The 24,017-nt window shown below is 40.6% G+C and carries 20 protein-coding genes and 1 rRNA gene; 7 read left to right on the forward strand and 14 right to left on the reverse strand.

Going from position 1 to position 24,017, the window contains the following annotated elements:
- Positions 1-58 precede the first annotated feature (58 nt).
- Both GWJ05_RS02535 and gmhB read right to left on the reverse strand, forming a co-directional pair.
- Positions 59-1,601 (reverse strand): 16S ribosomal RNA (locus GWJ05_RS02535).
- Between the two features lie 395 nt (positions 1,602-1,996).
- A complete protein-coding gene (gene gmhB / locus GWJ05_RS02540; protein ID WP_036933985.1) occupies positions 1,997-2,563 on the reverse strand; it encodes a D-glycero-beta-D-manno-heptose 1,7-bisphosphate 7-phosphatase in 567 nt (188 codons plus the stop codon).
- A 194-nt stretch (positions 2,564-2,757) separates the two neighbouring features.
- On the opposite strand from gmhB, the gene metN reads away from it, so the two are divergent.
- From metN to proS, 6 genes are all read left to right on the forward strand, one after another.
- Positions 2,758-3,789 carry a methionine ABC transporter ATP-binding protein MetN gene (gene metN / locus GWJ05_RS02545; protein ID WP_036933987.1) on the forward strand — a complete coding sequence of 344 codons (1,032 nt, stop codon included), beginning with the start codon at positions 2,758-2,760 and terminating at the stop codon, positions 3,787-3,789.
- Complete coding sequence (locus tag GWJ05_RS02550; protein WP_036933988.1) at positions 3,782-4,435, forward strand: methionine ABC transporter permease MetI; 654 nt, start codon at positions 3,782-3,784, stop codon at positions 4,433-4,435. Before metN ends, GWJ05_RS02550 begins: the two co-directional genes overlap by 8 nt.
- Positions 4,436-4,502: 67 nt before the next feature.
- Positions 4,503-5,318 (forward strand): MetQ/NlpA family lipoprotein, encoded by an 816-nt coding sequence (locus GWJ05_RS02555; protein WP_036933990.1) that lies wholly within the window; start codon positions 4,503-4,505, stop codon positions 5,316-5,318.
- A gap of 130 nt (positions 5,319-5,448) precedes the next feature.
- Entirely contained in the window at positions 5,449-5,859 is a 411-nt protein-coding gene (gene rcsF, locus GWJ05_RS02560) for an Rcs stress response system protein RcsF (RefSeq protein WP_082239436.1), read from the forward strand.
- Complete coding sequence (tsaA, locus tag GWJ05_RS02565; RefSeq protein WP_036933992.1) at positions 5,856-6,563, forward strand: tRNA (N6-threonylcarbamoyladenosine(37)-N6)-methyltransferase TrmO; 708 nt, start codon at positions 5,856-5,858, stop codon at positions 6,561-6,563. Before rcsF ends, tsaA begins: the two co-directional genes overlap by 4 nt.
- A gap of 208 nt (positions 6,564-6,771) precedes the next feature.
- Positions 6,772-8,487, forward strand: a complete 1,716-nt coding sequence (gene proS / locus GWJ05_RS02570; RefSeq protein WP_036933994.1) for a proline--tRNA ligase — start codon at positions 6,772-6,774, stop codon at positions 8,485-8,487.
- A gap of 92 nt (positions 8,488-8,579) precedes the next feature.
- Here the strand turns inward: proS and nlpE are convergent, their stop codons facing one another.
- On the reverse strand, positions 8,580-9,260 hold the full coding sequence (gene nlpE / locus GWJ05_RS02575) for an envelope stress response activation lipoprotein NlpE (RefSeq protein WP_082239437.1): 681 nt from the start codon (positions 9,258-9,260) through the stop codon (positions 8,580-8,582).
- 262 nt (positions 9,261-9,522) lie between these two features.
- Here nlpE and rof point away from each other — a divergent pair, with 262 nt between their 5' ends.
- Positions 9,523-9,783: a Rho-binding antiterminator gene (gene rof / locus GWJ05_RS02580; protein ID WP_036933998.1), complete on the forward strand. Its 261-nt coding sequence runs from the start codon at positions 9,523-9,525 to the stop codon at positions 9,781-9,783.
- A 33-nt stretch (positions 9,784-9,816) separates the two neighbouring features.
- Here the strand turns inward: rof and tilS are convergent, their stop codons facing one another.
- The 11 genes from tilS to bamA all read right to left on the reverse strand — a co-directional run bounded on the left by tilS (position 9,817) and on the right by bamA (position 24,000).
- Entirely contained in the window at positions 9,817-11,148 is a 1,332-nt protein-coding gene (gene tilS, locus GWJ05_RS02585) for a tRNA lysidine(34) synthetase TilS (protein WP_036934000.1), read from the reverse strand.
- A gap of 221 nt (positions 11,149-11,369) precedes the next feature.
- Positions 11,370-12,113, reverse strand: a complete 744-nt coding sequence (locus GWJ05_RS02590) for an SDR family NAD(P)-dependent oxidoreductase (RefSeq protein ID WP_036934002.1) — start codon at positions 12,111-12,113, stop codon at positions 11,370-11,372.
- A 242-nt stretch (positions 12,114-12,355) separates the two neighbouring features.
- On the reverse strand, positions 12,356-13,315 hold the full coding sequence (gene accA, locus GWJ05_RS02595; protein WP_036934005.1) for an acetyl-CoA carboxylase carboxyl transferase subunit alpha: 960 nt from the start codon (positions 13,313-13,315) through the stop codon (positions 12,356-12,358).
- Positions 13,316-13,327: 12 nt separating this feature from the next.
- Positions 13,328-16,810: a DNA polymerase III subunit alpha gene (dnaE, locus tag GWJ05_RS02600; RefSeq protein ID WP_161681037.1), complete on the reverse strand. Its 3,483-nt coding sequence runs from the start codon at positions 16,808-16,810 to the stop codon at positions 13,328-13,330.
- Positions 16,811-16,831: 21 nt separating this feature from the next.
- On the reverse strand, positions 16,832-17,422 hold the full coding sequence (gene rnhB / locus GWJ05_RS02605; RefSeq protein WP_036934008.1) for a ribonuclease HII: 591 nt from the start codon (positions 17,420-17,422) through the stop codon (positions 16,832-16,834).
- Positions 17,422-18,594: a lipid-A-disaccharide synthase gene (lpxB, locus tag GWJ05_RS02610; RefSeq protein ID WP_087803524.1), complete on the reverse strand. Its 1,173-nt coding sequence runs from the start codon at positions 18,592-18,594 to the stop codon at positions 17,422-17,424. The genes rnhB and lpxB overlap by 1 nt, the downstream gene beginning before the upstream one ends.
- A 6-nt stretch (positions 18,595-18,600) precedes the next feature.
- A complete protein-coding gene (gene lpxA, locus GWJ05_RS02615) occupies positions 18,601-19,404 on the reverse strand; it encodes an acyl-ACP--UDP-N-acetylglucosamine O-acyltransferase (protein ID WP_123822374.1) in 804 nt (267 codons plus the stop codon).
- 3 nt (positions 19,405-19,407) lie between these two features.
- Positions 19,408-19,860: a 3-hydroxyacyl-ACP dehydratase FabZ gene (gene fabZ, locus GWJ05_RS02620; RefSeq protein WP_006535887.1), complete on the reverse strand. Its 453-nt coding sequence runs from the start codon at positions 19,858-19,860 to the stop codon at positions 19,408-19,410.
- A 124-nt stretch (positions 19,861-19,984) separates the two neighbouring features.
- Positions 19,985-21,013, reverse strand: coding sequence for a UDP-3-O-(3-hydroxymyristoyl)glucosamine N-acyltransferase (gene lpxD / locus GWJ05_RS02625; RefSeq protein ID WP_036934016.1), 1,029 nt, complete (start codon positions 21,011-21,013; stop codon positions 19,985-19,987).
- 3 nt (positions 21,014-21,016) lie between these two features.
- A complete protein-coding gene (locus GWJ05_RS02630; protein ID WP_036934019.1) occupies positions 21,017-21,514 on the reverse strand; it encodes an OmpH family outer membrane protein in 498 nt (165 codons plus the stop codon).
- A 92-nt stretch (positions 21,515-21,606) separates the two neighbouring features.
- Positions 21,607-24,000, reverse strand: a complete 2,394-nt coding sequence (gene bamA / locus GWJ05_RS02635; protein WP_123822375.1) for an outer membrane protein assembly factor BamA — start codon at positions 23,998-24,000, stop codon at positions 21,607-21,609.
- Positions 24,001-24,017: the final 17 nt, after the last annotated feature.

A 24,017-nucleotide genomic window follows, 5' to 3' on the forward strand; every position in this document is an offset into this window, starting at 1 on the left:
TGCTCGTTCTTCATCAGACAATCTGTGTGAGCACTGCACATAACACGTATCTCTTAGGTAAGGAGGTGATCCAACCGCAGGTTCCCCTACGGTTACCTTGTTACGACTTCACCCCAGTCATGAATCACAAAGTGGTAAGCGCCCTCCCGAAGGTTAAGCTACCTACTTCTTTTGCAACCCACTCCCATGGTGTGACGGGCGGTGTGTACAAGGCCCGGGAACGTATTCACCGTAGCATTCTGATCTACGATTACTAGCGATTCCGACTTCATGGAGTCGAGTTGCAGACTCCAATCCGGACTACGACAGACTTTATGAGTTCCGCTTGCTCTCGCGAGGTCGCTTCTCTTTGTATCTGCCATTGTAGCACGTGTGTAGCCCTACTCGTAAGGGCCATGATGACTTGACGTCATCCCCACCTTCCTCCGGTTTATCACCGGCAGTCTCCTTTGAGTTCCCGCCATTACGCGCTGGCAACAAAGGATAAGGGTTGCGCTCGTTGCGGGACTTAACCCAACATTTCACAACACGAGCTGACGACAGCCATGCAGCACCTGTCTCAGCGTTCCCGAAGGCACTCCTCTATCTCTAAAGGATTCGCTGGATGTCAAGAGTAGGTAAGGTTCTTCGCGTTGCATCGAATTAAACCACATGCTCCACCGCTTGTGCGGGCCCCCGTCAATTCATTTGAGTTTTAACCTTGCGGCCGTACTCCCCAGGCGGTCGATTTAACGCGTTAGCTCCAGAAGCCACGGTTCAAGACCACAACCTCTAAATCGACATCGTTTACAGCGTGGACTACCAGGGTATCTAATCCTGTTTGCTCCCCACGCTTTCGCACCTGAGCGTCAGTCTTTGTCCAGGGGGCCGCCTTCGCCACCGGTATTCCTCCACATCTCTACGCATTTCACCGCTACACGTGGAATTCTACCCCCCTCTACAAGACTCTAGCCAACCAGTTTCAGATGCAATTCCCAAGTTAAGCTCGGGGCTTTCACATCTGACTTAATTGACCGCCTGCGTGCGCTTTACGCCCAGTAATTCCGATTAACGCTTGCACCCTCCGTATTACCGCGGCTGCTGGCACGGAGTTAGCCGGTGCTTCTTCTGCGGGTAACGTCAATTGATAAAGGTATTAACTTTATCACCTTCCTCCCCGCTGAAAGTACTTTACAACCCTAAGGCCTTCTTCATACACGCGGCATGGCTGCATCAGGCTTGCGCCCATTGTGCAATATTCCCCACTGCTGCCTCCCGTAGGAGTCTGGGCCGTGTCTCAGTCCCAGTGTGGCTGATCATCCTCTCAGACCAGCTAGAGATCGTCGCCTAGGTGAGCCATTACCTCACCTACTAGCTAATCCCATATGGGTTCATCCGATAGCGCAAGGTCCGAAGAGCCCCTGCTTTGGTCCGTAGACGTCATGCGGTATTAGCCACCGTTTCCAGTAGTTATCCCCCTCTATCGGGCAGATCCCCATACATTACTCACCCGTCCGCCGCTCGTCAGCAAGAAAGCAAGCTTTCTTCTGTTACCGCTCGACTTGCATGTGTTAGGCCTGCCGCCAGCGTTCAATCTGAGCCATGATCAAACTCTTCAATTAAAAGTGTTTGATGCTCAAAGAAATCGAAAACTTAGCTATTCATAAATGAATTTACTTTTGTTGTTCACTCTTCAAGACTTGATACATCTAATATTTTAGAAGATATCGTCTCTGCGAGTGCCCACACAGATTGTCTGATAATTTGTTAAAGAGCAGTGCAACATTCGCTGCCGTTTCCGGTCTTCTGCGTTGTTGCGAGGAGGTGCATTCTACATCTTCCTCATTTCGTGTCAAGCGTTTATTTTCAAGGCTTCACACTTTTTTCTTTGTTCTCTCAGTCAGTTCGCTTAGCGCCCTGTTCCGTGACAACGAGGACGCATTATAGGGAGTTTTCTGAGGCTGGCAATAGTTTTTTTAAAAAAAATGATCGTTTGTTGGTAAATTAAACGAAGTGCTTATTTTTTGTGGCTTTTTAACCATTTTGGCAAGTCTGTAAGGCTATCAAGAACAAAATCTGCACACTCTTGTGCCTCTTTTGTTATCTCTTTTCCTGTACGAACTAGAATTTTATGACCTACACCTGCATTTTTTGCTGCCAACATATCTTCTTTTTTATCACCAACCATATAAGAAGAAGCCATATCGATATTCAATTGTGCTTTAGCATCCATAAACATACCAGAGGCAGGTTTACGACAATCACAAGCTTTCTTAAATTCTTTTACAGTTGCATCAGGATGATGAGGGCAATAATAGATACCATCTAAATCAACGCCTCTATCAGCTAAAGACCAATCCATCCATTCTGTTAAGTGTAAAAATTGATCTTCACTATAATAGCCTCGGCCAATACCTGATTGATTGGTTACTAATACTAAGGCATAGCCCATAGCTTTTAATTCAGCCATTGCCTCAATAACGCCATCAATAAATTCAAAGTTATCAATTTCAGATACATAACCATGGTCTATATTAATAGTTCCATCGCGATCTAAGAAAATCGCAGAAATCCCCTTACTCACAGCACATTACTCCATTTAGATATTTTTATTAGTATCGCATGTTTTTTCTTATATAGAGAATGATATCCACGGCTTTCTTTCTTTATTAGCCTTCTACTCTTTTTTATTGACTTAGCCGTCTAGACGCCTTAACATCTATTTTAACTCGGGCAGAATAGTCTTTATGTCCCATATCTACTTATATAAAGAAAAACATGATTAAACTGACGAATATAAACAAAGTATTTAAGCAGGGAGAGCGTTCTATACACGCGCTATCAAATATAAACCTGCACGTGCCACAAGGGCAGATTTTTGGTGTTATCGGATCGTCAGGAGCGGGTAAAAGTACACTTATACGTTGCGTAAATATGTTAGAGAAACCAACTTCAGGTGAAGTATTGGTCGATGGACGAGATCTCACAAAGTTATCAGATAAAGAATTAACGAAAGCACGCCGTGGTATTGGCATGATTTTCCAGCATTTCAATTTACTGTCCTCACGTACCGTATTTGATAATGTCGCATTACCATTAGAGCTTGATAATACGCCTCGTGCTGAGATCAATAAGCGTGTTAATGAATTACTGGAATTAGTAGGTCTGTCTGATAAGAAAGAGTATTACCCCGCTAACTTATCTGGTGGACAAAAACAACGTGTTGCAATTGCACGAGCATTAGCAAACTCACCAAACGTTTTATTATGTGATGAAGCTACCAGCGCACTAGATCCAGCAACAACACGTTCTATTTTAGAGTTACTGAAAGACATTAACCGTCGTTTAGGCCTCACCATTTTATTAATCACTCATGAAATGGATGTTGTAAAACGTATTTGTGACCAAGTTGCCGTTATTAGTGGTGGTGAATTAGTTGAAAGTGATGCTGTTAGTGCGGTTTTCTCTCACCCTAAAACGCCTGTTTCTCAAGCTTTTATTCAATCGACATTACAATTAGATATTCCTGAAGACTATAAAGAGCGCATGAAACCAGAGTGGGAAGAAGGTTTATTCCCATTATTAAAACTTGAATTTAACGGCCAATCTGTCGATGCACCATTAATGTCTATTGTTGCACGTCGTTTTGACGCTGATATTAATATTTTAAGTTCTCAAATGGACTATGCCGGTGGCGTGAAATTTGGCGTGATGTTAGCTGAACTACACGGTAAGAATGGTAACACTGAAAAATCGATTGCGTTTTTAGAAGAGCATCATGTGAAAGTAGAGGTTCTCGGTTATGTCTGAAGGAATGATTTATTTATTAATTAGTGGGATCTGGGAAACCTTAGTCATGACCTTTGTTTCAGGCTTCTTTGGTTTTGTTATCGGCTTACCATTGGGTGTTTTACTTTATGTCACGCGTCCTGAACAAATTATGGCAAATCCACCTGCCTACCGTATTATTTCAGCACTCGTCAATATTTTTAGGGCAATCCCTTTTATTATCTTATTAGTATGGATGATCCCTTTTACACGTATGGTTGTCGGGACTTCAATTGGCTTGCAAGCAGCCATTGTGCCATTAACCGTTGGAGCAGCGCCATTTATTGCACGTATGGTCGAAAATACGCTGTTAGAAATCCCTCAGGGATTAATTGAAGCCTCCCGCTCTATGGGGGCAACACCAATGCAAATTATTAAAAAGATTTTATTACCCGAATCTTTACCTGGCTTGATTAATGCGGCAACCATTACTTTAATTACATTAGTGGGTTACTCCGCAATGGGAGGTGCTGTTGGTGCCGGTGGTTTAGGTCAAATTGGCTACCAATATGGTTACGTTGGCTATAATGCAACAGTTATGAATACAGTCATTGTTCTACTCGTTATTCTTGTTTTTATCATTCAGTTTTTCGGCGATCGCTTAGTAAAGCTGACAACACATAAATAAATAGATTGAAGGTTTCTATTATTAATAACGAAGCCTTTTAATTAACAGATCAAATAAGGGTAAATGTATGTCGTTGAAATTTAAATCACTCGCAGTTGTAAGTGCTTTAGTTGGTGCATTAGCGTTAGCTGGTTGTGGTGAAAAAGAAAAAGATCCAAACCATATCCGTGTCGGTGTTATTTCAGGCTCTGAACAACAAGTCGCAGAAGTAGCAAAACAAGTCGCTAAAGATAAATATGGTCTTGACGTAGAACTCGTCACTTTCAATGACTTTGTCATGCCTAATGAATCATTAAGTCGTGGTGATATCGACATTAATGCATTCCAACATAAACCTTATTTAGACCAACAAATTAAAGATCGCAATTACAAAATAACAGCTGTAGGAAATACTTTTATTTATCCTATCGCGGGTTATTCTAAAAAGATTACAGATTTAGCCGATTTACCTGATGAAGCACAAGTGGCTATTCCTAATGATCCAACAAACTTAGGTCGCTCACTGCTCTTATTAGAAAAAGTTGGGCTAATTAAATTAAAAGATGGCGTAGGTCTGTTACCTACCAAGCTTGATATTATTGAAAACCCTAAAAAATTACAATTAGTTGAATTAGAAGCACCACAATTACCTCGCTCATTAGATGATCAAAAAATCTACTTAGCGGTAATTAACACTACTTATGCAAGCCAAGTTAATTTAACACCAGCAAAAGACGGTATTTTTGTTGAAGATAAAGACTCACCATACGTAAATATCATTGTTGCTCGTGAAGATAATAAAGATAGTGAGAATGTGAAGAAATTTATTCAAGCCTATCAAACTGATGAAGTGGATAGTGCTGCCAATAAAATTTTTAACGGTGGTGCGGTAAAAGGCTGGTAATACGTTAATATTTAACTTAATTATAAAAAAGGCGGACATTTGTTCGCCTTTCTCTTTTTTACTTGGCTAATTTGCATTAAATTAGAGCCGTTTAATTTTTGTATAGACAATAATAAAGAGGATATGACCCATGCACATGCGCTTGCTACTTCTTGGCATCATGGCGCTGTTTATGACAGGCTGTTCAATGCAAAATTCATCTGATGTTGATCAGTCTAAATTTACGGATATGCGTTTAAATAAACCAGGGCAACCACAAAAACCAAGATCACAAACTTTACCTTCAGTGCGTATCGTTGAAAAAACAGAAGACCTTCTGGGTGCTCCGTTTAAAGATCTCGGCGTTGTTGCGGGTGAATCTTGCCGCCAAACATTACAAGATCCGCCAGCAAGTTTGCCTATTGCAAAAAAAAGAATGGCAACAAAAGCAGCTTACAAAAATGCCAATGCTGTTCTATTACATGAATGCCAAATTGTCACTGGTTTAGGTTGCTACCAATCTGCCATTTGTGAAGGCACAGCACTACTCATTACAAAATGAACACCTACCAAATGAATCCTATAGGATATATATCGAGTCCTTATAAAGAAAAATTTGCCGTTCCACGCCAACCTGGATTAATCCAGGATGGCGGTGGCCAACTTATTTTACACTCCCCCTATAATCATCCTGATGCAGTTCGAGGCTTAGAGCAATTTAGTCACCTTTGGTTAATTTTTATTTTTCATCAAACAGCAAAACAAAGCTGGCATCCTCTTGTTCGTCCCCCAAGATTGGGCGGAAACACTAAAATAGGAGTATTTGCAACTCGCTCAACCTTTCGTCCCAATCCAATTGGTATGTCTTTGGTTGAATTAAAAAAAGTAAATATAGAAAATCAATCTGTTACTTTAGAATTAGGTAGTCTTGATTTAATTGATGGCACACCTATTCTTGATATCAAACCTTACTTACCGTTTGCAGAGTCTCGCCCAAATGCGATGGCTGGGTTTGCACAAGAAGCACCAGATAATGAGATGCCTGTTTTCTTTTCACAACGCGCTTTAGAACAGTTACAACATTATGCAAACGAATACCCTCATCTTTCGCGTTTTATTACTCAAGTATTACAACAAGATCCTCGTCCTGCTTATAAAAAAAAGGCGCAAAGTGATAGGATCTATGCGGTGCATTTACTTGAATTTAATGTTCGCTGGCAAGTGAATGGGCAACAGACACTTGTTCTTGGTATAGAACCGCGGTAACTTGCTACTATCTTCATTGATATTGCTATCATGAATTATCCAATCTGAGCGTCATTCTCGTTGTCTTTAAACAAATCAGATTGAAAAAAATGCGTTGCCCCTTTTGGCAGACCTAAGTCACTGGTAGACTAAAGTCTTTCTCTAATTATATTGATATAGACTGGCGTGACAGTCAGCCTAAGTATTTTTGTTCTAATGGAACCTAATAATGCGTACTAGCCACTATTTGCTCTCTACTTTAAAAGAGACACCTGCTGATGCAGAAATTGTCAGCCATCAACTTATGCTTCGCGCGGGCATGATCCGTAAGCTCGCTTCTGGTCTTTATGATTGGATGCCGACAGGGGTTCGTGTTCTGAGAAAAATTGAAAAAATTGTTCGTGAAGAGATGGACAACGCAGGATCACTTGAAATTTCAATGCCCGTTGTTCAACCCGCTGATTTATGGCTAGAAAGTGGTCGTTGGGAACAATATGGTCCTGAATTACTGCGTTTTGCAGACAGAGGCGAGCGTCCATTTGTTTTAGGCCCAACTCATGAAGAAGTTGTCACTGATATTGTTCGTAATGAAATTACTTCTTACAAACAACTTCCACTAAACCTATATCAAATTCAAACTAAATTCCGCGATGAAGTACGCCCTCGTTTCGGCGTTATGCGTTCTCGTGAGTTTATTATGAAAGATGCTTACTCTTTCCATATCTCTCAAGAGTCTTTACAAGAGACTTACGACAGAATGTATGAAGCTTATAGCAAAATCTTCTCACGTATTGGTCTAGATTTCCGTCCAGTACTTGCAGATACGGGTTCTATTGGTGGTAATGCATCTCACGAATTCCAAGTATTAGCCGACAGCGGTGAAGACGATATTGTTTTCTCTACAGGTTCTGACTATGCAGCGAATATCGAATTAGCAGAGGCTGTAATGCCTACTACTCCACGCGCAGCAGCAACAGAAGAATTACGTTTAGTCGATACACCAAATGCTAAAACGATTGCTGAATTAGTTGAACAGTTCAATCTACCTATTGAAAAAACAGTTAAGACACTGATTGTTCATGGCACGAAAGAAAGTGGCCATCAATTAGTTGCGCTATTAGTCCGTGGTGATCACGAACTCAACGAAGTAAAAGCAGAAAAATGCGCTATTGTTGCCGCACCTTTAACTTTTGCTACAGAAGCTGAAATTCGCCAAGCGGTAAATGCAGGCCCAGGTTCATTAGGTCCAGTTAATCTACCACTACCAGTAATTATGGATCGTTCAGTCTCTGTAATGAGTGATTTCGGCGCTGGTGCAAACGTTGATGGTAAACACTACTTTGGCATCAACTGGGAGCGTGATTTACCTGTTGCTGAGATTGCAGATATCCGTAATGTTGTTGAAGGTGACCCAAGTCCTGACGGTAAAGGAACGTTGCTAATTAAGCGTGGTATTGAAGTGGGTCATATTTTCCAACTCGGTACAAAATACTCTGAAGCATTAAAAGCAACGGTACAAAACGAAGAAGGTCATAACCAAATCGTGACTATGGGTTGCTACGGTATTGGGATTACTCGTATTGTTGCGGCTGCTATTGAACAAAATCATGATGCTCGCGGTATTATTTGGCCAGATGCAATTGCCCCATTCCAAGTCGCTATTTTACCAATGAACATGCACCGTTCTTATCGTGTGAAAGAAGTTGCCGACAGACTTTATAACGAATTACGCGCTCAAGGCATCGATGTTCTTTTTGATGATCGTAAAGAGCGTCCAGGAGTGATGTTTGCTGATATGGAACTGATTGGCATTCCACACACTATCGTAATTGGTGATCGTAACTTAGACAACAATCAAATCGAATATAAAGCACGCCGTAGTGATGATAAATCACTGGTCAATGTTGACGATGTTGTTGCCTTTATTAAAGAGCAACTCGCTTAATTATCAAGCCTCTTATCTTCAAGAGGCTTCATTTCGATAAATAAAAAACCGCTTCAAATTCAGCGGTTTTTTATTGAGAAATAGACTAAAACTTAGCTTCTGCCACCACGATGGTTTTCACAGGAGCCATGACGATTAAAACGGGGTTTTTCATCAGTAACAACTAACGCTCTGTCATATTTACCCTCTTCCATGGAAGGGCGAATACTGTAATAACCCTTCACTTCAAGGTAAACGGGTGTTCCCCCCTCAACCCCTGTTGAGAAATAACCTTTTTCTAATTCAATACCATTTGCTGCATAAACACGCCCTGATTGGCAATCTTTAAAGGTTCCAGCATCAGCAAAATAGGTAAACTCGCCAACAAGCTGTTTAGGCTGAACTTTAGCTAATGTATAATTTAGCTCCGAATTAATGACGTTACCATCAATATCAAGCATGACTAATTTATCTTCACGAGGTAAATAATAGCTTTTCTCGCCATAACTATTAGTCAGCGTCAGCTTATCTTTACCTAATACCCAAGTTCCTGATTCAAAAAAACTGCGTTTATCATCCGCTGAACCTTGATAGCTTTGCTCCATAACATAAGAGCCATCTTGATTAACAAGAATTGTGGTGTCGATACCAGAACAATCGGCACACGGCAGAATACTGTTATAAGTTTGGTCTACAATTTTTCCATCAAGCGATAAGCCAATATTATTTTGGCAACCTGATAGCACAAACAACCCGGCAGCAACGGCTGCAAATAAAAGTTTTTTCCCCATCATCGACTCCCTACATTCTGGGTACTTTTTAATAAATCATTCTCAATATGATTCTAACATTTTTTAAAATAAAAGGGGGTAATAAAACGCGCTTTAAGATAAATGCACCTATAATTGCCAGTTATTTCTCAAATCACTTCGAATAAAGCACTATTTCAGAAAATTATTATAATAACTATTGTGCTCACATCGAATAACAGCATAATGATTTTATTCTGAATTATTCACTGGCGGCTATACCGCCACGAAAGAGTGGTGAGGGAATATGTCAACAAATACAGAATATCAACCAATTAACTGTGATGATTACGAGTATCTGGAGCTAGCATGCCAACGTGGTTTAGCGCTCCATATTGAATTGCATGATGGTGAGCTTATTGAAGGCGTTGCTGATGACCTTTTCTTAAGCAAAAAGGTTGAATACCTAAAAATCAAAACGTCTGAAGGCTCAAAAGATTTACGACTGGATATCATTGCCAGTTTTTCTAATCCCGAACTTGGGACTATTGTTATAAAATCGGAATAACCGAATAAGGAACAACCGCCAGCTGGCGGTTGTTCATTCATGAGCCTCTTGCCACTCAATATTAATCACATGTTCTGATGTTGCTTTTCCCTCAAAAGTCACAAATGTATTAATAGCAGTAATTAACGTATCATTATAATAAATCAAAGGAATTCGTGTTCTACGCCAAGGTGCAACTTCAAGTTCTTGCCAAATCTTTTTGCTATGTCGAGCATGCTCTCGCCCCACAATACGTAAAGATGCTTGTGTTAAACCAAAACGAACGGTGACTTTTTCATCATTTGAAGGCGCTCTAACCGTATTTTTTCCTCTTTCTGTTGTGAGTGATAAAACCCCTAACCCACTGGGTAAATACAGTGATTGAGTAAGCGACCATTCAATTATTTTATTAACTGGCTCATCAATTATTGGCACAAGGTAAAGTCGTTGTTTATAACGTCTAACTTCATCTTGATAAAATTGCAATTTAGGCTCAGCATCGGCTTTAGCTAAAGCGACTTCTTGCCACAATCGTAAAATTTGTTCTCTAGATGGCATCATTTTATCATGTTGAGCAAACCAACGTCTCAATAACGCATTGCGTTTTATCATACTACAATGAGCAAGTTGGTTGATGTCTAAACTTCGCTCACTGTCCATTAAAGCATTAAGTTCAGAATCTAACAGCTCATCTAATAAAGCTTCTTGTTCACCACACAGTGCTGCACTGCGAGTCACTGCTTGTGAAAAATGAGGCCAGCGTTGCGTTAATAATGGCATAACACGTAAACGTAAAAAATTGCGATCATAACGATCGTCTTGATTACTATCGTCTTCTATCCAAGTTAGCCCTTGTTCAATCGCATAATACTCAATTTGTTCACGTGTAATATTAAGTAATGGGCGAAGCAAATAGCTATGCTCAAATAGCATTTTAGCTGGCATTGACGAAAGCCCTGCAGGACCACTGCCTCGTTTTAATGCCAGTAAAAAAGTTTCGGCTTGATCATCTTGATGCTGAGCTGTCACTAACACTTGCTGTGGTTGTAAATTACGGCGAAAAGCTTGATAACGCGCTTCTCTAGCACTATTTTCAAGCCCCCCGTCTTTAGGATCTACATTCACTTTTTCACTGATAAAATTTACCTGCCATTGCTGACAGCATTGTGCACAATGCTCAAGCCAATCATCTGCTTTGATATTTAATCCATGATGAATATAGAGAGCCGTCAATTCTAAAGGTAATTGGAATTCATCACGTAAACGAACAAGTCCTTGTAATAAAACGGTGGAATCCACTCCACCACTAAAGCCCACCAAAATTTTGGTGTGGGGAGTAATATGCTGTTTGATCTCTTTTAGAAGTGAACCGTAATCCTGTTTCATCGCTTTATCATTTATCAGTGAATCCAACTGATTATGTTAAGCTTTTCGAGCTGATTTTGCACGAATACAAAGCATTCCTATACATAAGACCAAATGTAACTCTATTGCATAGGCAACACTAGAAAATCAGTGAGAAATAGAAGTAAATCCGAGGTTTTAGAGAAGTTAAAAAAACTAAAAAAGCAGAATAGCGATTATCCTGCTTCCTATTGAAAACAGGATTAAGCGGTAAAACCGCCATCAACCAAATAAGAGGCTCCAGTGACAAACGAAGCCGCGTCGCTAGCTAAAAACGCAACAACGCTGGCCACTTCTTCTGGCGTGCCGAGACGCCCAATAGGATGTAATGCCGCTAACTTTTGCTTATCTAATTCACGGCCATCCAGCAAAGGTGTATCAATATAACCGGGGCAAACCGCATTAACACGAATACCTTTATTTGCATAATCAATGGCAAGTGTTTGTGTCAGTAACTTGACTCCACCTTTTGATGCACAATAGGCAGGAAATTCATGTTGTCCAACAAAAGAACAAATTGAACTGCAATTAACAATCGCACCTGAAAGGTGATTTTTTAGCCAATATTGAATTATTGCTCTATTAATCAAAAAGAGTCCATTTAGATTAACATCCAAAACATCTTTCCATTTTTCATACTCTAATTTATCAGCAAGGTTATCCGTTAAAACCCCCGCATTAGCAAAAACAAAATCTATTCGTCCATATTTATTTACAACATAATCAATAAGTTGTTCATTTTCTTTTTCATTCGTCACATCCATTTGAACGAATTCACCGGAAAATCCTTTCTCTTTTAGGTATTTCTCTGCATTTTGTCCTCGCGCTAAATTACTACCTGTAATAACCACCGATGCACCTAAGGATAAAAATTTTTCTGCAGAAGCTAAACCAATGCCACTATTGCCACCAGTAATAATTCCAACTTTGCCACTAAACGATATCATTAGCTTATCCTCATTAATGAATTAAATGTCCTCATAAAATAATAGATATGACTTATTATTCTTTTAGTGAAAAAGTGAATTAATATTAGTTTTGAGACCAAGTTAACACATTGATATATAATACATTATTGTTAATATCACAGATTCTAATTATTTCGGTAAAAACAGTTTTGAGAAGAAAAATAAAAAAGCCCCATGTCATCAACATGAGGCTTGTCAGAATTCATTCAAATATTAAGAGATCAGCAGTAGCCGTATTCCATTAAACGTTGATAACGACGATTGGTCAGCTCTTCTGAATCAAATGCATCTAATTCTTCTAAATCAGATTGAATTTGTGCTTTTAATGAGGTGGCAATTTCATCATAGTGACGATGTGCACCACCTAAAGGCTCAGGAATAACCGTATCAATTAGCTTAAGCTCTTTTAAACGGTTTGCCGTGATCCCCATTGCTTCAGCCGCTAATGGTGCTTTATCTGCGCTTTTCCAAAGAATAGAAGCACAGCCTTCTGGTGAAATAACGGAATAGGTGCTGTATTGCAACATATTCACTTTATCGCCAACACCAATCGCTAACGCACCACCAGAACCACCTTCGCCAATAACAGTACAAATAATTGGTACGCTAAAACGTGACATTTCACGTAAGTTACGTGCAATTGCTTCTGATTGACCTCGCTCTTCAGCACCAACCCCCGGATAAGCTCCCGGAGTATCAATAAAGGTGATAATAGGAAGATTAAAACGTTGTGCCATTTCCATTAAACGCAGTGCTTTGCGATAACCTTCTGGTGCAGGCATGCCAAAGTTACGGCGGATCTTTTCTTTCGTTTCACGCCCTTTTTGGTGACCAATAACCATAACAGGACGGCCATCTAAACGCGCAATACCACCCACAATCGCTTTATCATCAGCATAAGCGCGATCGCCTGCTAATTCTTGGAAATCAGTAAAGATACGATGAATATAATCTAGCGTGTAAGGTCTTAATGGATGACGTGCAAGTTGTGCAACTTGCCATGCACCAAGATCAGAAAAAATCTTACGCGTTAACTCTAGGCTTTTTTCTCTTAAGCGTGAAACTTCTTCATCGATATTAATATCAATTTTTTCATCATGTTGGCTAACTGCGGTTAGCGAATCAATTTTCGCTTCTAACTCGGCAATCGGCTGTTCAAAATCCAGAAAATTAAGACTCATAACATTCCTATTTTAGTCAAATTCTAATTCTACCTGCTCATTACCCAGCAGAGTTCGCAGATCCGTTAAAAGCATATCTGTTGGCGTTACTCGCCAAGTCGCACCAAATCGTAAACGTGCACAGGCATCATGCTTTTCAAAATAAAGATGAACCGGTATCGTGCCTGAACGATGAGGTTCTAAAACGCCGCGAAGACGATTTAATAATTGCTCATTAATTTGCCTGTCGGATAGCGAGATAGCAAGTCCTCGTGCATATTTTTCACGGGCTTCGTTGATATCCATAAGTTCGCGGACAGTCATTTTAAGCCCACCATTGAAATCATCAAAGCTGACCTGCCCGGTAGCAATTAAAATCTTGTCTTGTTCTAATAAATGTTGGTATTTATCCAATGCATCAGAAAATAACATAATTTCTAAGCGACCTGAACGATCATCTAAAGTACAAACACCAATTCGATTTCCTCGTTTCGTCGTAAATACTTTAGAAGCAAGCACTAAGCCCGCAACTTTCACCATTTGACCACGTGGTGTCGGTACTAAATCTTTTAGACGCGTTCCCGCAGCATATCGTTCAATTTCTTTTAAATAACGTGTAATCGGATGACCTGTTAGATATAAACCTAATGTCTCCCGCTCACCTTCTAAAACGACTTGTTCTGGCCATTTAGGTATATTGGCATAAGAACGCTCAACTTGTTCCGGCGCTTCAGCTAACACGCCAAACATGTCTGATTGCCCTATAGCTTCAGCTTTGGCATGTTGGTCTGCGGCTTTTAATGCATCTTCTAATGAAGACATCAAAGCAGCACGATGAGGCCCTAACTTATCGAATGCGCCTGACATTATCAGTTTTTCCATCACTCGGCGATTCAATTTTTTCGTTTCTGTTCTAGCACAGAGATCAAAAATATCTTTAAAGTGACCGCCTTGCTGACGAGCTTCTACAATTGCTTCAATCGGGCCTTCACCTACCCCTTTAATTGCACCAATACCGTAAACGATTTCACCTTCATCATTGACGTGGAAATGATATAAACCACTATTAATATCAGGAGGAAGAACTTTTAATCCCATTCTCCAACATTCATCAACCAATCCCACCACTTTTTCTGTGTTATCCATATCTGCTGTCATTACAGCAGCCATAAATTCAGCAGGATAGTGGGCTTTTAGCCATAATGTCTGATAGGAAACTAAGGCATAAGCTGCTGAGTGCGATTTATTAAATCCATAACCGGCAAATTTCTCTACCAAGTCAAAGATCTTCATTGCAAGCTCACCATCAATCCCGTTTTTGATAGCTCCTTCTTCAAACACAGAACGCTGTTTTGCCATCTCTTCAGGCTTTTTCTTACCCATTGCGCGTCGTAACATATCCGCGCCACCTAACGTATATCCAGCAAGAACCTGTGCAATTTGCATAACCTGTTCTTGATATAAGATAACGCCATAGGTAGGCTCTAGAACAGGTTGTAAGCTCTCGTGTTGCCATTTAACATCGGGGTAAGAGATCTCTTCAACGCCATGTTTACGATCAATGAAGTTATCCACCATACCTGATTGCAATGGGCCCGGGCGAAATAAGGCCACTAATGCAATCATATCTTCAAAGCAGTCAGGACGTAGACGTTTGATAAGATCTTTCATACCACGAGATTCCAGCTGGAATACCGCAGTAGTTTCAGAACGTTGCAACATATCAAAACTACGCTGATCCGTTAATGGGATCGCAGAGATATCAACAGGTTCAAGTGATTTTTTTGCGCGCCGAGCATTAATCATTTCTAATGCCCAGTTAATGATAGTGAGTGTTCTTAGCCCCAAAAAGTCAAATTTAACAAGACCGGCATATTCAACGTCATTTTTATCAAATTGTGTAACTGGGTTATTTCCCTCTGCATCACAGTAAAGTGGAGCAAAATCAGTGATTTTTGTTGGCGAAATAACAACACCACCCGCATGCTTACCTGCATTACGTGTCACCCCTTCTAATTTACGAGCCATATCAATAAGAGATTTAACCTCTTCATCGGCTTCATAAATTTCAGGTAACTGAGGTTCTGCGGCAAATGCTTTTTCTAGCGTCATCCCAGGATCAGGGGGGACAAGTTTCGAAATTCTATCAACAAAACCGTAAGGATGTCCTAAAACGCGCCCAACATCTCGAATAACCGCTTTTGCAGCCATCGTACCAAATGTAATGATCTGAGATACTGCATCACGACCATACATATCAGCAACGTGATCAATTACTCTATCGCGTTTTTCCATGCAGAAATCGACATCAAAGTCAGGCATTGAAACACGTTCTGGGTTAAGAAAACGTTCGAAAAGTAAGTCAAATTCAAGAGGGTCAAGGTCAGTAATTTTGAGTGAATAAGCAACCAAAGAACCCGCACCAGAGCCTCGCCCAGGCCCCACAGGAACACCGTTATCTTTAGACCACTGAATAAACTCCATCACGATAAGGAAGTAGCCAGGAAATCCCATCTGGTTGATCACTTTTAGCTCGATATCCAGACGTTCGTCGTATTCAGGGCGTCTTTTTTGCCGTTCTTCGGGATCTGGAAACAGAAAAGCTAAACGTTCTTCTAAGCCTTCTCGAGATTTTTTAACGAGGAAATCTTCAGTACTCATATCCCCTGTCGGGAATTGTGGAAGAAAGTATTCCCCTAAACGGATTGTAACATTACAACGTTTGGCTATTTCAACGCTGTTTTCCAATGCCTCTGGTATATCAGCAAATAATTCACACATTTCTTCTTCTGTGCGCATATATTGCTGCGGACTATAATTTTTAGGTCGTTTGGGATCGGAGAGCGTAAATCCATCATGAATTGCAACACGAATTTCATGTGCATCAAAGTCATCACTATCAAGAAAACAGACGTCATTTGTTGCAACAACAGGTAAACCCTTTTCAGAAGCGAGAGTAATAGCTTTATGCAAATAACTCTCTTCATCAGGGCGACCTGTTCGAATAAGTTCTAAATAATAACTATCAGGAAAGTGAGTTTGGTAATACTCAAGACATTGATCAACTAAAGTGCGATTTTCACGAAGCAAGAACTTACCTACATCGCCCATTCTTCCACCCGAAAGCAACAAGAGTCCTTCTTTATAGGTTGTTAGCCACTCTTGTTTAATAATCGGCCCAGCTGCACCATAACCGTGCTTGTATGCTTCAGAAATGAGTAAAGTAAGATTTTGATAACCCACATTATTGCGGGCAAGAATAGTAAGGTGAGCATATTCATCACCTAATAATTCTGTTTCGAGATAAACATCAGCACCAATGATCGGTTTAATGCCAGCACTGTGTGCGGCTCCATAAAACTTCACTAACCCGCATAAGTTAGTGAAATCAGTAATCGCAAAAGCAGGCATTCCCAGGGAAGCCACTTTCTTCACAAGAGGCCCTGTTTTTGCCAATCCATCGATCATTGAATAATCGCTGTGTACCCTAAGATGGATAAAACGAGGATCTGCCATAATATTTAATTACTCTGTGGATTACTTTAAATTTAATGCTCGTTTTACAGGCGCAAAACTTTTTCGATGATAGGGTGTTGCCCCTAATAAGGCCAGTTTTTCCATATGGAAAACCGTTGGATACCCTTTATGTTTAGCAAAACCATAATCAGGGTAGAGCTTATCTAACTCTTCCATTTCTCTATCACGAGTGACTTTAGCAAGAATAGACGCTGCGCTAATTTCTTGAACTAAACTATCCCCTTTTATGACTGCTTGAGAAGCCATTGGCAATTTAGGACAGCGGTTGCCGTCAATCAAAACCATATCAGGCGTAATAGATAATCCAGCAACAGCGCGTTCCATTGCTTTCATCGTTGCCCAAAGAATATTTAACTCATCAATTTCTTCAGGCTCCGCACGACCGATAGCCCAGCATAATGCTTTTTCTTGTATTTCGTCATACAGTGCATTACGTTTTTTTTCTGTTAATTTTTTAGAGTCTGTTAATCCTTTAATCGGGTTTGCCGGATCAAGAATAACAGCGGCCGTTACTACAGCACCAACCAGAGGTCCACGACCGACTTCATCAACTCCAGCAATAAGATTTGCTTTTGGATATACAAATTCCATTATTTCTCTGCCAATTCTAATACTGCATTTGCTGCTTGCTCATCCGCATGACAACGAATAGCACTATGAAGTTGTAAAAATATCTCTTTTAGTTGATGTACTTTTTCTTCATCCGTTAAAAGAGGTAAAAGCTGTTCCGACAATGCCCTTGGCGTACACTCTTCTTGTAATAGCTCTTTGATTATTTCTCGACCTGCTAATAAATTAGGTAACGAAACATAAGGTGTTTTCACTAACCTTTTTGCTAACCAAAAAGTAAAGGGTTTCATACGATATCCAACAACCATAGGGCACTTCGTCAGCATACATTCTAGTGCTGCTGTACCTGATGCTAATAAGGTTGCATCACTTGCTGTCATCGCTTCTCGAGCTTGTCCATCAAGCAACTGAATGTCGAGTTCAGGTGCAATATCTTGATGGATCTGCTCAAATTGAATACGTCGTTTAGCATTTACCAACGGCACAACAATATGAAGCATTGGTATTTGTTGTTTTAGTAACTGTGCTGTTTTTATAAAATCTGCACTCAACATTTCAACTTCTGCATGACGACTACCAGGAAGGAGGGCTAAACAAGAGACATCTTCAGGTATTCCTAAATGTTTACGAGCAGCTTTTTTATCTGGATTTAAGGCGATTGCATCTGCCATTGTATGTCCAATAAAACGGCAAGGAACCTGATATTTATCGTAAAACGCTTTTTCAAAAGGCAGGAATGCTAAAACTAAATCCGTCGCTTTGCCAATTTTGAAAACCCGTTTTTGACGCCAAGCCCATACCGATGGACTGACATAGTGAATCGTTTTGATCCCTTTTTGCTTTAAACGGCCTTCAAGGGTGATATTAAAATCAGGCGCATCAATTCCCACAAAAACATCCGGCTTTAATGCTGAAAATCGTTGAGTGAGATCTTTTCTGATCTTTAATAATCTAGGTAAACGTTCAAGAACTTCAACGATCCCCATAACGGCAAGCTCTTCCATCTCATACCAAGCATCACAACCTTCAGCTTGCATAAGAGGGCCAGCAACACCGACAAAACGGACATTGGGATGCATTTGTTTTAGAGCGCGGATTAATCCCGCGCCCAAGATATCACCGGACGTTTCACCAGCGACTAAGCCGATGACTAACGGACGCTGAACAGTAGATAATTGGCCTGACAAGGTCATATCCTATTAGCGAATGATGCCACGGTTAGATTTTGCTGAGTTTTCCAGAAAATCACTGAACAATTTAACATGCGGATTATTATTATCTGCAACCAATTGTCCAATTTCTTCGCGTGCTTCTTCCAGTGTTTTACCATTACGATAAAGGACTTTATAAGCATTACGAATAGCATGAAGATCTTCTTTAGCAAAACCTCGGCGTTTTAATCCTTCAATATTCAGCCCATAAGGGGTTGCGTGGTTTCCTTGTGCGATAACAAAAGGAGGTACATCTTGTGCCACACCTGAACATCCGCCCACCATAACGTGAGAGCCAATTTGACAAAACTGATGAACCGCACTCATACCACCGATAATCACAAAATCACCTAAAGTGACATGACCACCAAGTGTTCCATTATTGGCAATAATGCAACGATCACCAATAATACAATCATGCGCAACATGTGTATTAATCATCAGTAAGTTGTCATTACCAATTTTTGTGATATTACCACCCTGAGTTGTTCCACGATGGATAGTCACACTTTCACGAATAAGGTTGCGATCACCAATAATGACTTGTGTGGGTTCACCACGATATTTCAGATCTTGATTAACTTCACCAATAGAAGCAAATTGGTAAATCTGATTTTCTCGACCAATACGCGTATGTCCATTGATAACAACGTGAGATTTGATATCAGTACCTTCACCGATTTCCACGTTTGCACCAATAACGCAAAAAGGGCCAATGCGAACATTAGCTCCAATTACCGCACCCTCTTCAATAATTGAGGAAGGGTGAATGACTGCGGATTTATCTATCATAGGCTAGACCTCACGGCGGCGAGCACACATCATTTCAGCTTCGCAGGCAATTTCCCCATCAACTTTAGCGACACCTTTAAAGCGAGCAACACCGCGGCGTTCTTTAATGAATTCTACCTCTAGGATCATTTGATCCCCAGGTAAGACAGGACGTTTAAAGCGAGCACCATCAATAGCAGCAAAATAGTAAAGCTCACCAGGTTCCAGCTTTCCTACACTTTTGAACGCTAAAATACCCGTTGCTTGTGCCATGGCTTCTAGGATCAATACGCCTGGGAAAATAGGTTTTCCTGGGAAGTGACCTTGAAAGAAAGGCTCATTAAAAGATACATTTTTTACTGCTCTTAGAAATTTCTTTTCTTCAAAATCAAGGACACGATCAACCAATAAGAATGGGTAACGGTGTGGAAGTAAATCTAAAATTTCTTCGATTTGCAGAGTATGATTCTCACTCATTGCAATACTCTTCCTGTCTAATAAAACTGCGTCTAATTAATAATGACACGACCTGCTGTGACTCAAAAAAGTGAGTTAACCCGCAGGTCGCAAAATAGGTAACAACCGTCAATGACGTATTTTGTTACTTGTCGCTACTTTCTACTTGACGTTCAAGCGACTTAAGTCTTTTTTGCATTTCATCAATTCGCAACACTAGTGCTGCGGTTTTACGCCATGCTTTATTCGGTTGTAGCGGGATACCTGAAGAATAAACCCCTGGTTCAGTAATAGGACGCATTACCATCCCCATTCCTGTTACCGTGACTTTATCACAGATTTCCATGTGACCATTGATAACACTTGCTCCACCAATCATACAATAGCGCCCTATTTTCAGGCTACCCGCCATGATGACGCCCCCCGCAACAGCGGTGTTGTCACCAATAATGACGTTATGTGCGATTTGACACTGGTTATCAATGATAACACCATTACCGATAACTGTGTTATCTAATGCGCCTCGGTCAATCGTCGTACATGCACCAATTTCCACACGATCACCAATGACGACAGAACCTAATTGTGGAATTTTGATCCAATTACCACGTTCATTAGCATACCCAAAACCATCAGAGCCAATCACTGTTCCTGATTGAATTAAGCAATCTTTACCAATAATAACTTCATGATATATCGATACATTTGCCCATAAACGGCTATTATCACCGATGTGTGCTTTTTTACCAACAAAACATCCTGCACCGATCACAACATTGTCACCAAGGACAACATCGGATTCGATAACGGCATTTGCCCCCACTGACACATTTTTTCCTAATTTAGCATCAGGAGAAATCACAGCGCTTGGATGAATATCTTGTGCGGGTTGTGGGGTTGTATCCATAATCTGCGCCATTTGAGCATAGGCAAGATACGGATTTTTTACCACAAGGGCAGCAACGGGACAAAACGGAAGATCAGCTTCTGTTAATACAACGGCAGCTGCTTGGCATTCAGTTAATTTCTCACGATAACGACTATCAGAAAGAAATGTAATTTGTTCGCTATTTGCTAGGCTCATTGAAGCAAGACCGGCGATAGTGATATCACCATCGCCGTGTAACTGTGCATTCAATTGCTGAGCAAGATCAGCTAATCGAATTGAAAACATCTATTATTTAACCTGTTTTTGAACCTGAGCAGTAATATCTTTACCGTCTGCGAAATAAGGTACGGTGTTAGCATCTAAAATCACATCATAACCTTCTTTCTTCGCTACTGCGTCAACGGCATCTAATACACGTTTCATGATTTTATTACGTTCTTCAGCTTGACGACGACTAAAGTCTTGCTCAAAAGCTTGTGCTTTTTGTGCATATGCTTCACGTTTAGCAACCAGATCTTTCTCTGTATTTGCACGTTGTGTTGCATTCATGGTTGGTGCATCTTTTTGATATTTTTCAACAGCAGTCTGCAATGCTTTACCCAAGTTTTGCAATTCAGTATCACGTGATTTGAATTCATTTTCCAATTGTTTCTCTACCGCATCGCGGTTAGGAATTTGTTGGAGAACTTGACCGATGTTCACAACACCCACTTTATCTGCGGCTTGAACACCTGCTGACATGGTCAATGCCATTCCTAGGGCAGCGGCACATAACAATTTTTTCACGATTAAACTCCTTAAAACCAAAAATAATTTTTTGTCAGAAATCGGATGCCTTTTTCAGCATAGTGAATCAGGCATCAACCTTACTTACATCGCTACCACGTTCTACCAATATTAAACTGGAATTGCTCTGATTTATCCCCTTCGTAATCTTTTATTGGCTTAGCATAAGAGAATACTAACGGGCCTAAAGGGGATAACCATTGTAACGCAACACCGGTCGAAACACGTATATCACTTGCACGACTATAATCTGGCATACCTGCAGTCCAAGCAGAGTTTGTACTACTCCAATTGGTATCCCACACTGTACCCGCATCAACAAACACCGACGTTCTGACTGAAGAGGAATATTTATCATCCACAAATGGGGTTGGTGTAATCAGCTCGAAACTTGCCACAGCCATAGCATTACCACCAATTGCGTCACTCGATGGTTCACCTGGTTTTGGCTTACCATTTTCACCAAGATAAATGGCTTTAGGCCCGATATTATTTGAACGGAAACCACGAACGGTGCCAGCCCCCCCCGCATAGAAGTTTTCATAGAATGGTAATTCTTTACCACCTAAACCATCCCCATAGCCTAAACGACCTTTAAACAGGGTTACCCAAGACTCTTTTTCATCAATTGGGTAGTACGCCATACCGTCCCAAGTTACTTTGTAGTACTTGTTATCAGAGCCAGGTACAGTCACACGCCCACTTAAGTTACTTCTCACACCTGATGTTGGGAAGAAGCCTTTGTTTAAATTATTAAAAGTCCACCCCAGACTAACCGTATAGTCATCGGCACTAAAAGATTCGCGATCTTTAAAATTAGGATGTTCACCCATACTTTCAAGATAACGCCACATAGCAACCTGAGGTTCCATACGTGACAAACCATTATGAGTATAGCCTAAGCCAAGGCGGGCTGAGTTATATTCATTAATTGGGAAACCTAATGTACCATCTACACCATATGATTTATTGGTATAACCTGATAAATCAGCGTCATTTGCACGGAAGTCGTTATAGAAAATACGACCACCTAAGCTTACACCATTAACAGTAAAGTATGGATCAGTAACAGATAATTCTGCATAAGTTGAGTAGTCATTTTTACTCGCATTAATCGCAACTGCGTTACCTGTACCTAACCAGTTATCTTGAGTAACACCCACTTGGAAGCTCACGCCACTTTCAGTACCGAAACCGACACCAAAGTTAAGAGAACCTGTGTTACGCTCTTTTACGCGATAAACAATATCTACCTGATCAGGCGACCCCGGAATACGTTGCGTTTCAGTTTCAACTGTTTCGAAATAACCTAAACGATTTAAACGCTCTTTACCTTGTTCAACTAAATCGCTACCTAACCACGCACCTTCCATTTGACGCATTTCACGACGTAAAACAGAGTCTTTAGTGATATCATTACCTGCAAATCGTACTTGGCGAACATAGAAACGGTTTCCTGCATCGACATTTACATGCAGTTTAACAGTTTTATTTTCATCATTAATTTCAGGGTTTGTCATTACGCGAGGATAAGCATATCCATAACGACCTAACAGATTTTTAATATCATTTTCTGTTTTGGTGACTTGCGCGCCATTATAAAGAGAGCCTGGTGCAATTTGGATAAGATCTTCAATCTCTTTGGTATAGCCAGCCGTATTACCATTGATCTCGGTATTTTCTACCGTGTATTTATCACCTTCTTTCAGGTTAATGGTAATGTAAATCCCTTTTTTGTCTGGCGTTAAGCTGACATTCGTTGATTCAATATCAAAACGGGCATAACCACGATCGAGATAGAAACTTCTTAATGTTTCTAGGTCACCTGCCAATTTTTGTTTTTGATATTTCTCATCAGCGGCTAAGTTCCACCAAGGCACATCATCACGTAATTGGAAGCGGTTAACGAGCTCAGCAGTAGAAAACGCTTTATTACCAACAATGTTGATTTGCTGAATTGTTGCTGATACACCTTCTGCAAACACAAGTTTTAAGTCAACACGGTTGCGGGGAAGAGGCGTAACAACCACTTTTACAGTTGCATTATATTTACCAACACTATAGTAGAAATCTTCAAGCCCTTTCTCGATATTCGCTAGCATTGTACGGTCGAGCGTCTCGCCAATACGAATATTAGAAGCCTCAAGATTCTGCTTTAGCATATCTTCTTTGATTGCTTTGTTACCAGAGAAAGTAATGCTGGCAATAGTTGGACGCTCTTTTACTTGAACAATCAGTGTACTTCCATCACGCAGAACACGAACATCATCAAAGTTTCCTGTCGCAAATAACGAACGGATAGTTCGACTGATATCATCATTGCTAACCGAGTCTCCAACCCGGACTGGCATGTTCAGTAATGCTGCACCAACGGCGACGCGTTGAAGACCTTCGAATTGAATGTCCTGAACTACGAATCCGTCTGAACCGTATGCAGTGGCGCTGCCCAGCAGCAGCGACGCTATAAGCAACTTTTTCATCGCCATCGTTGTTTTGTGTTTTC

Origin of the sequence: Proteus sp. G2626 (assembly GCF_009915985.1) — a bacterium.
Lineage (GTDB): Bacteria > Pseudomonadota > Gammaproteobacteria > Enterobacterales > Enterobacteriaceae > Proteus > Proteus vulgaris.

Bases quoted from the DNA above. Each gene is read 5' to 3' on its own strand.
- proS (WP_036933994.1), top strand. From the start codon at position 6,772: ATGCGTACTAGCCACTATTTGCTCTCTACTTTAAAAGAGACACCTGCT.
- GWJ05_RS02590 (WP_036934002.1), bottom strand. From the start codon at position 12,113: ATGATATCGTTTAGTGGCAAAGTTGGAATTATTACTGGTGGCAATAGT.
- rnhB (WP_036934008.1), bottom strand. From the start codon at position 17,422: ATGGAATTTGTATATCCAAAAGCAAATCTTATTGCTGGAGTTGATGAA.
- GWJ05_RS02555 (WP_036933990.1), top strand. From the start codon at position 4,503: ATGTCGTTGAAATTTAAATCACTCGCAGTTGTAAGTGCTTTAGTTGGT.
- tilS (WP_036934000.1), bottom strand. From the start codon at position 11,148: ATGAAACAGGATTACGGTTCACTTCTAAAAGAGATCAAACAGCATATT.
- bamA (WP_123822375.1), bottom strand. From the start codon at position 24,000: ATGGCGATGAAAAAGTTGCTTATAGCGTCGCTGCTGCTGGGCAGCGCC.
- rcsF (WP_082239436.1), top strand. From the start codon at position 5,449: ATGCACATGCGCTTGCTACTTCTTGGCATCATGGCGCTGTTTATGACA.
- lpxB (WP_087803524.1), bottom strand. From the start codon at position 18,594: ATGACCTTGTCAGGCCAATTATCTACTGTTCAGCGTCCGTTAGTCATC.
- GWJ05_RS02550 (WP_036933988.1), top strand. From the start codon at position 3,782: ATGTCTGAAGGAATGATTTATTTATTAATTAGTGGGATCTGGGAAACC.
- fabZ (WP_006535887.1), bottom strand. From the start codon at position 19,860: ATGAGTGAGAATCATACTCTGCAAATCGAAGAAATTTTAGATTTACTT.
- dnaE (WP_161681037.1), bottom strand. From the start codon at position 16,810: ATGGCAGATCCTCGTTTTATCCATCTTAGGGTACACAGCGATTATTCA.
- rof (WP_036933998.1), top strand. From the start codon at position 9,523: ATGTCAACAAATACAGAATATCAACCAATTAACTGTGATGATTACGAG.
- lpxA (WP_123822374.1), bottom strand. From the start codon at position 19,404: ATGATAGATAAATCCGCAGTCATTCACCCTTCCTCAATTATTGAAGAG.
- lpxD (WP_036934016.1), bottom strand. From the start codon at position 21,013: ATGTTTTCAATTCGATTAGCTGATCTTGCTCAGCAATTGAATGCACAG.
- nlpE (WP_082239437.1), bottom strand. From the start codon at position 9,260: ATGATGGGGAAAAAACTTTTATTTGCAGCCGTTGCTGCCGGGTTGTTT.
- accA (WP_036934005.1), bottom strand. From the start codon at position 13,315: ATGAGTCTTAATTTTCTGGATTTTGAACAGCCGATTGCCGAGTTAGAA.
- tsaA (WP_036933992.1), top strand. From the start codon at position 5,856: ATGAACACCTACCAAATGAATCCTATAGGATATATATCGAGTCCTTAT.
- metN (WP_036933987.1), top strand. From the start codon at position 2,758: ATGATTAAACTGACGAATATAAACAAAGTATTTAAGCAGGGAGAGCGT.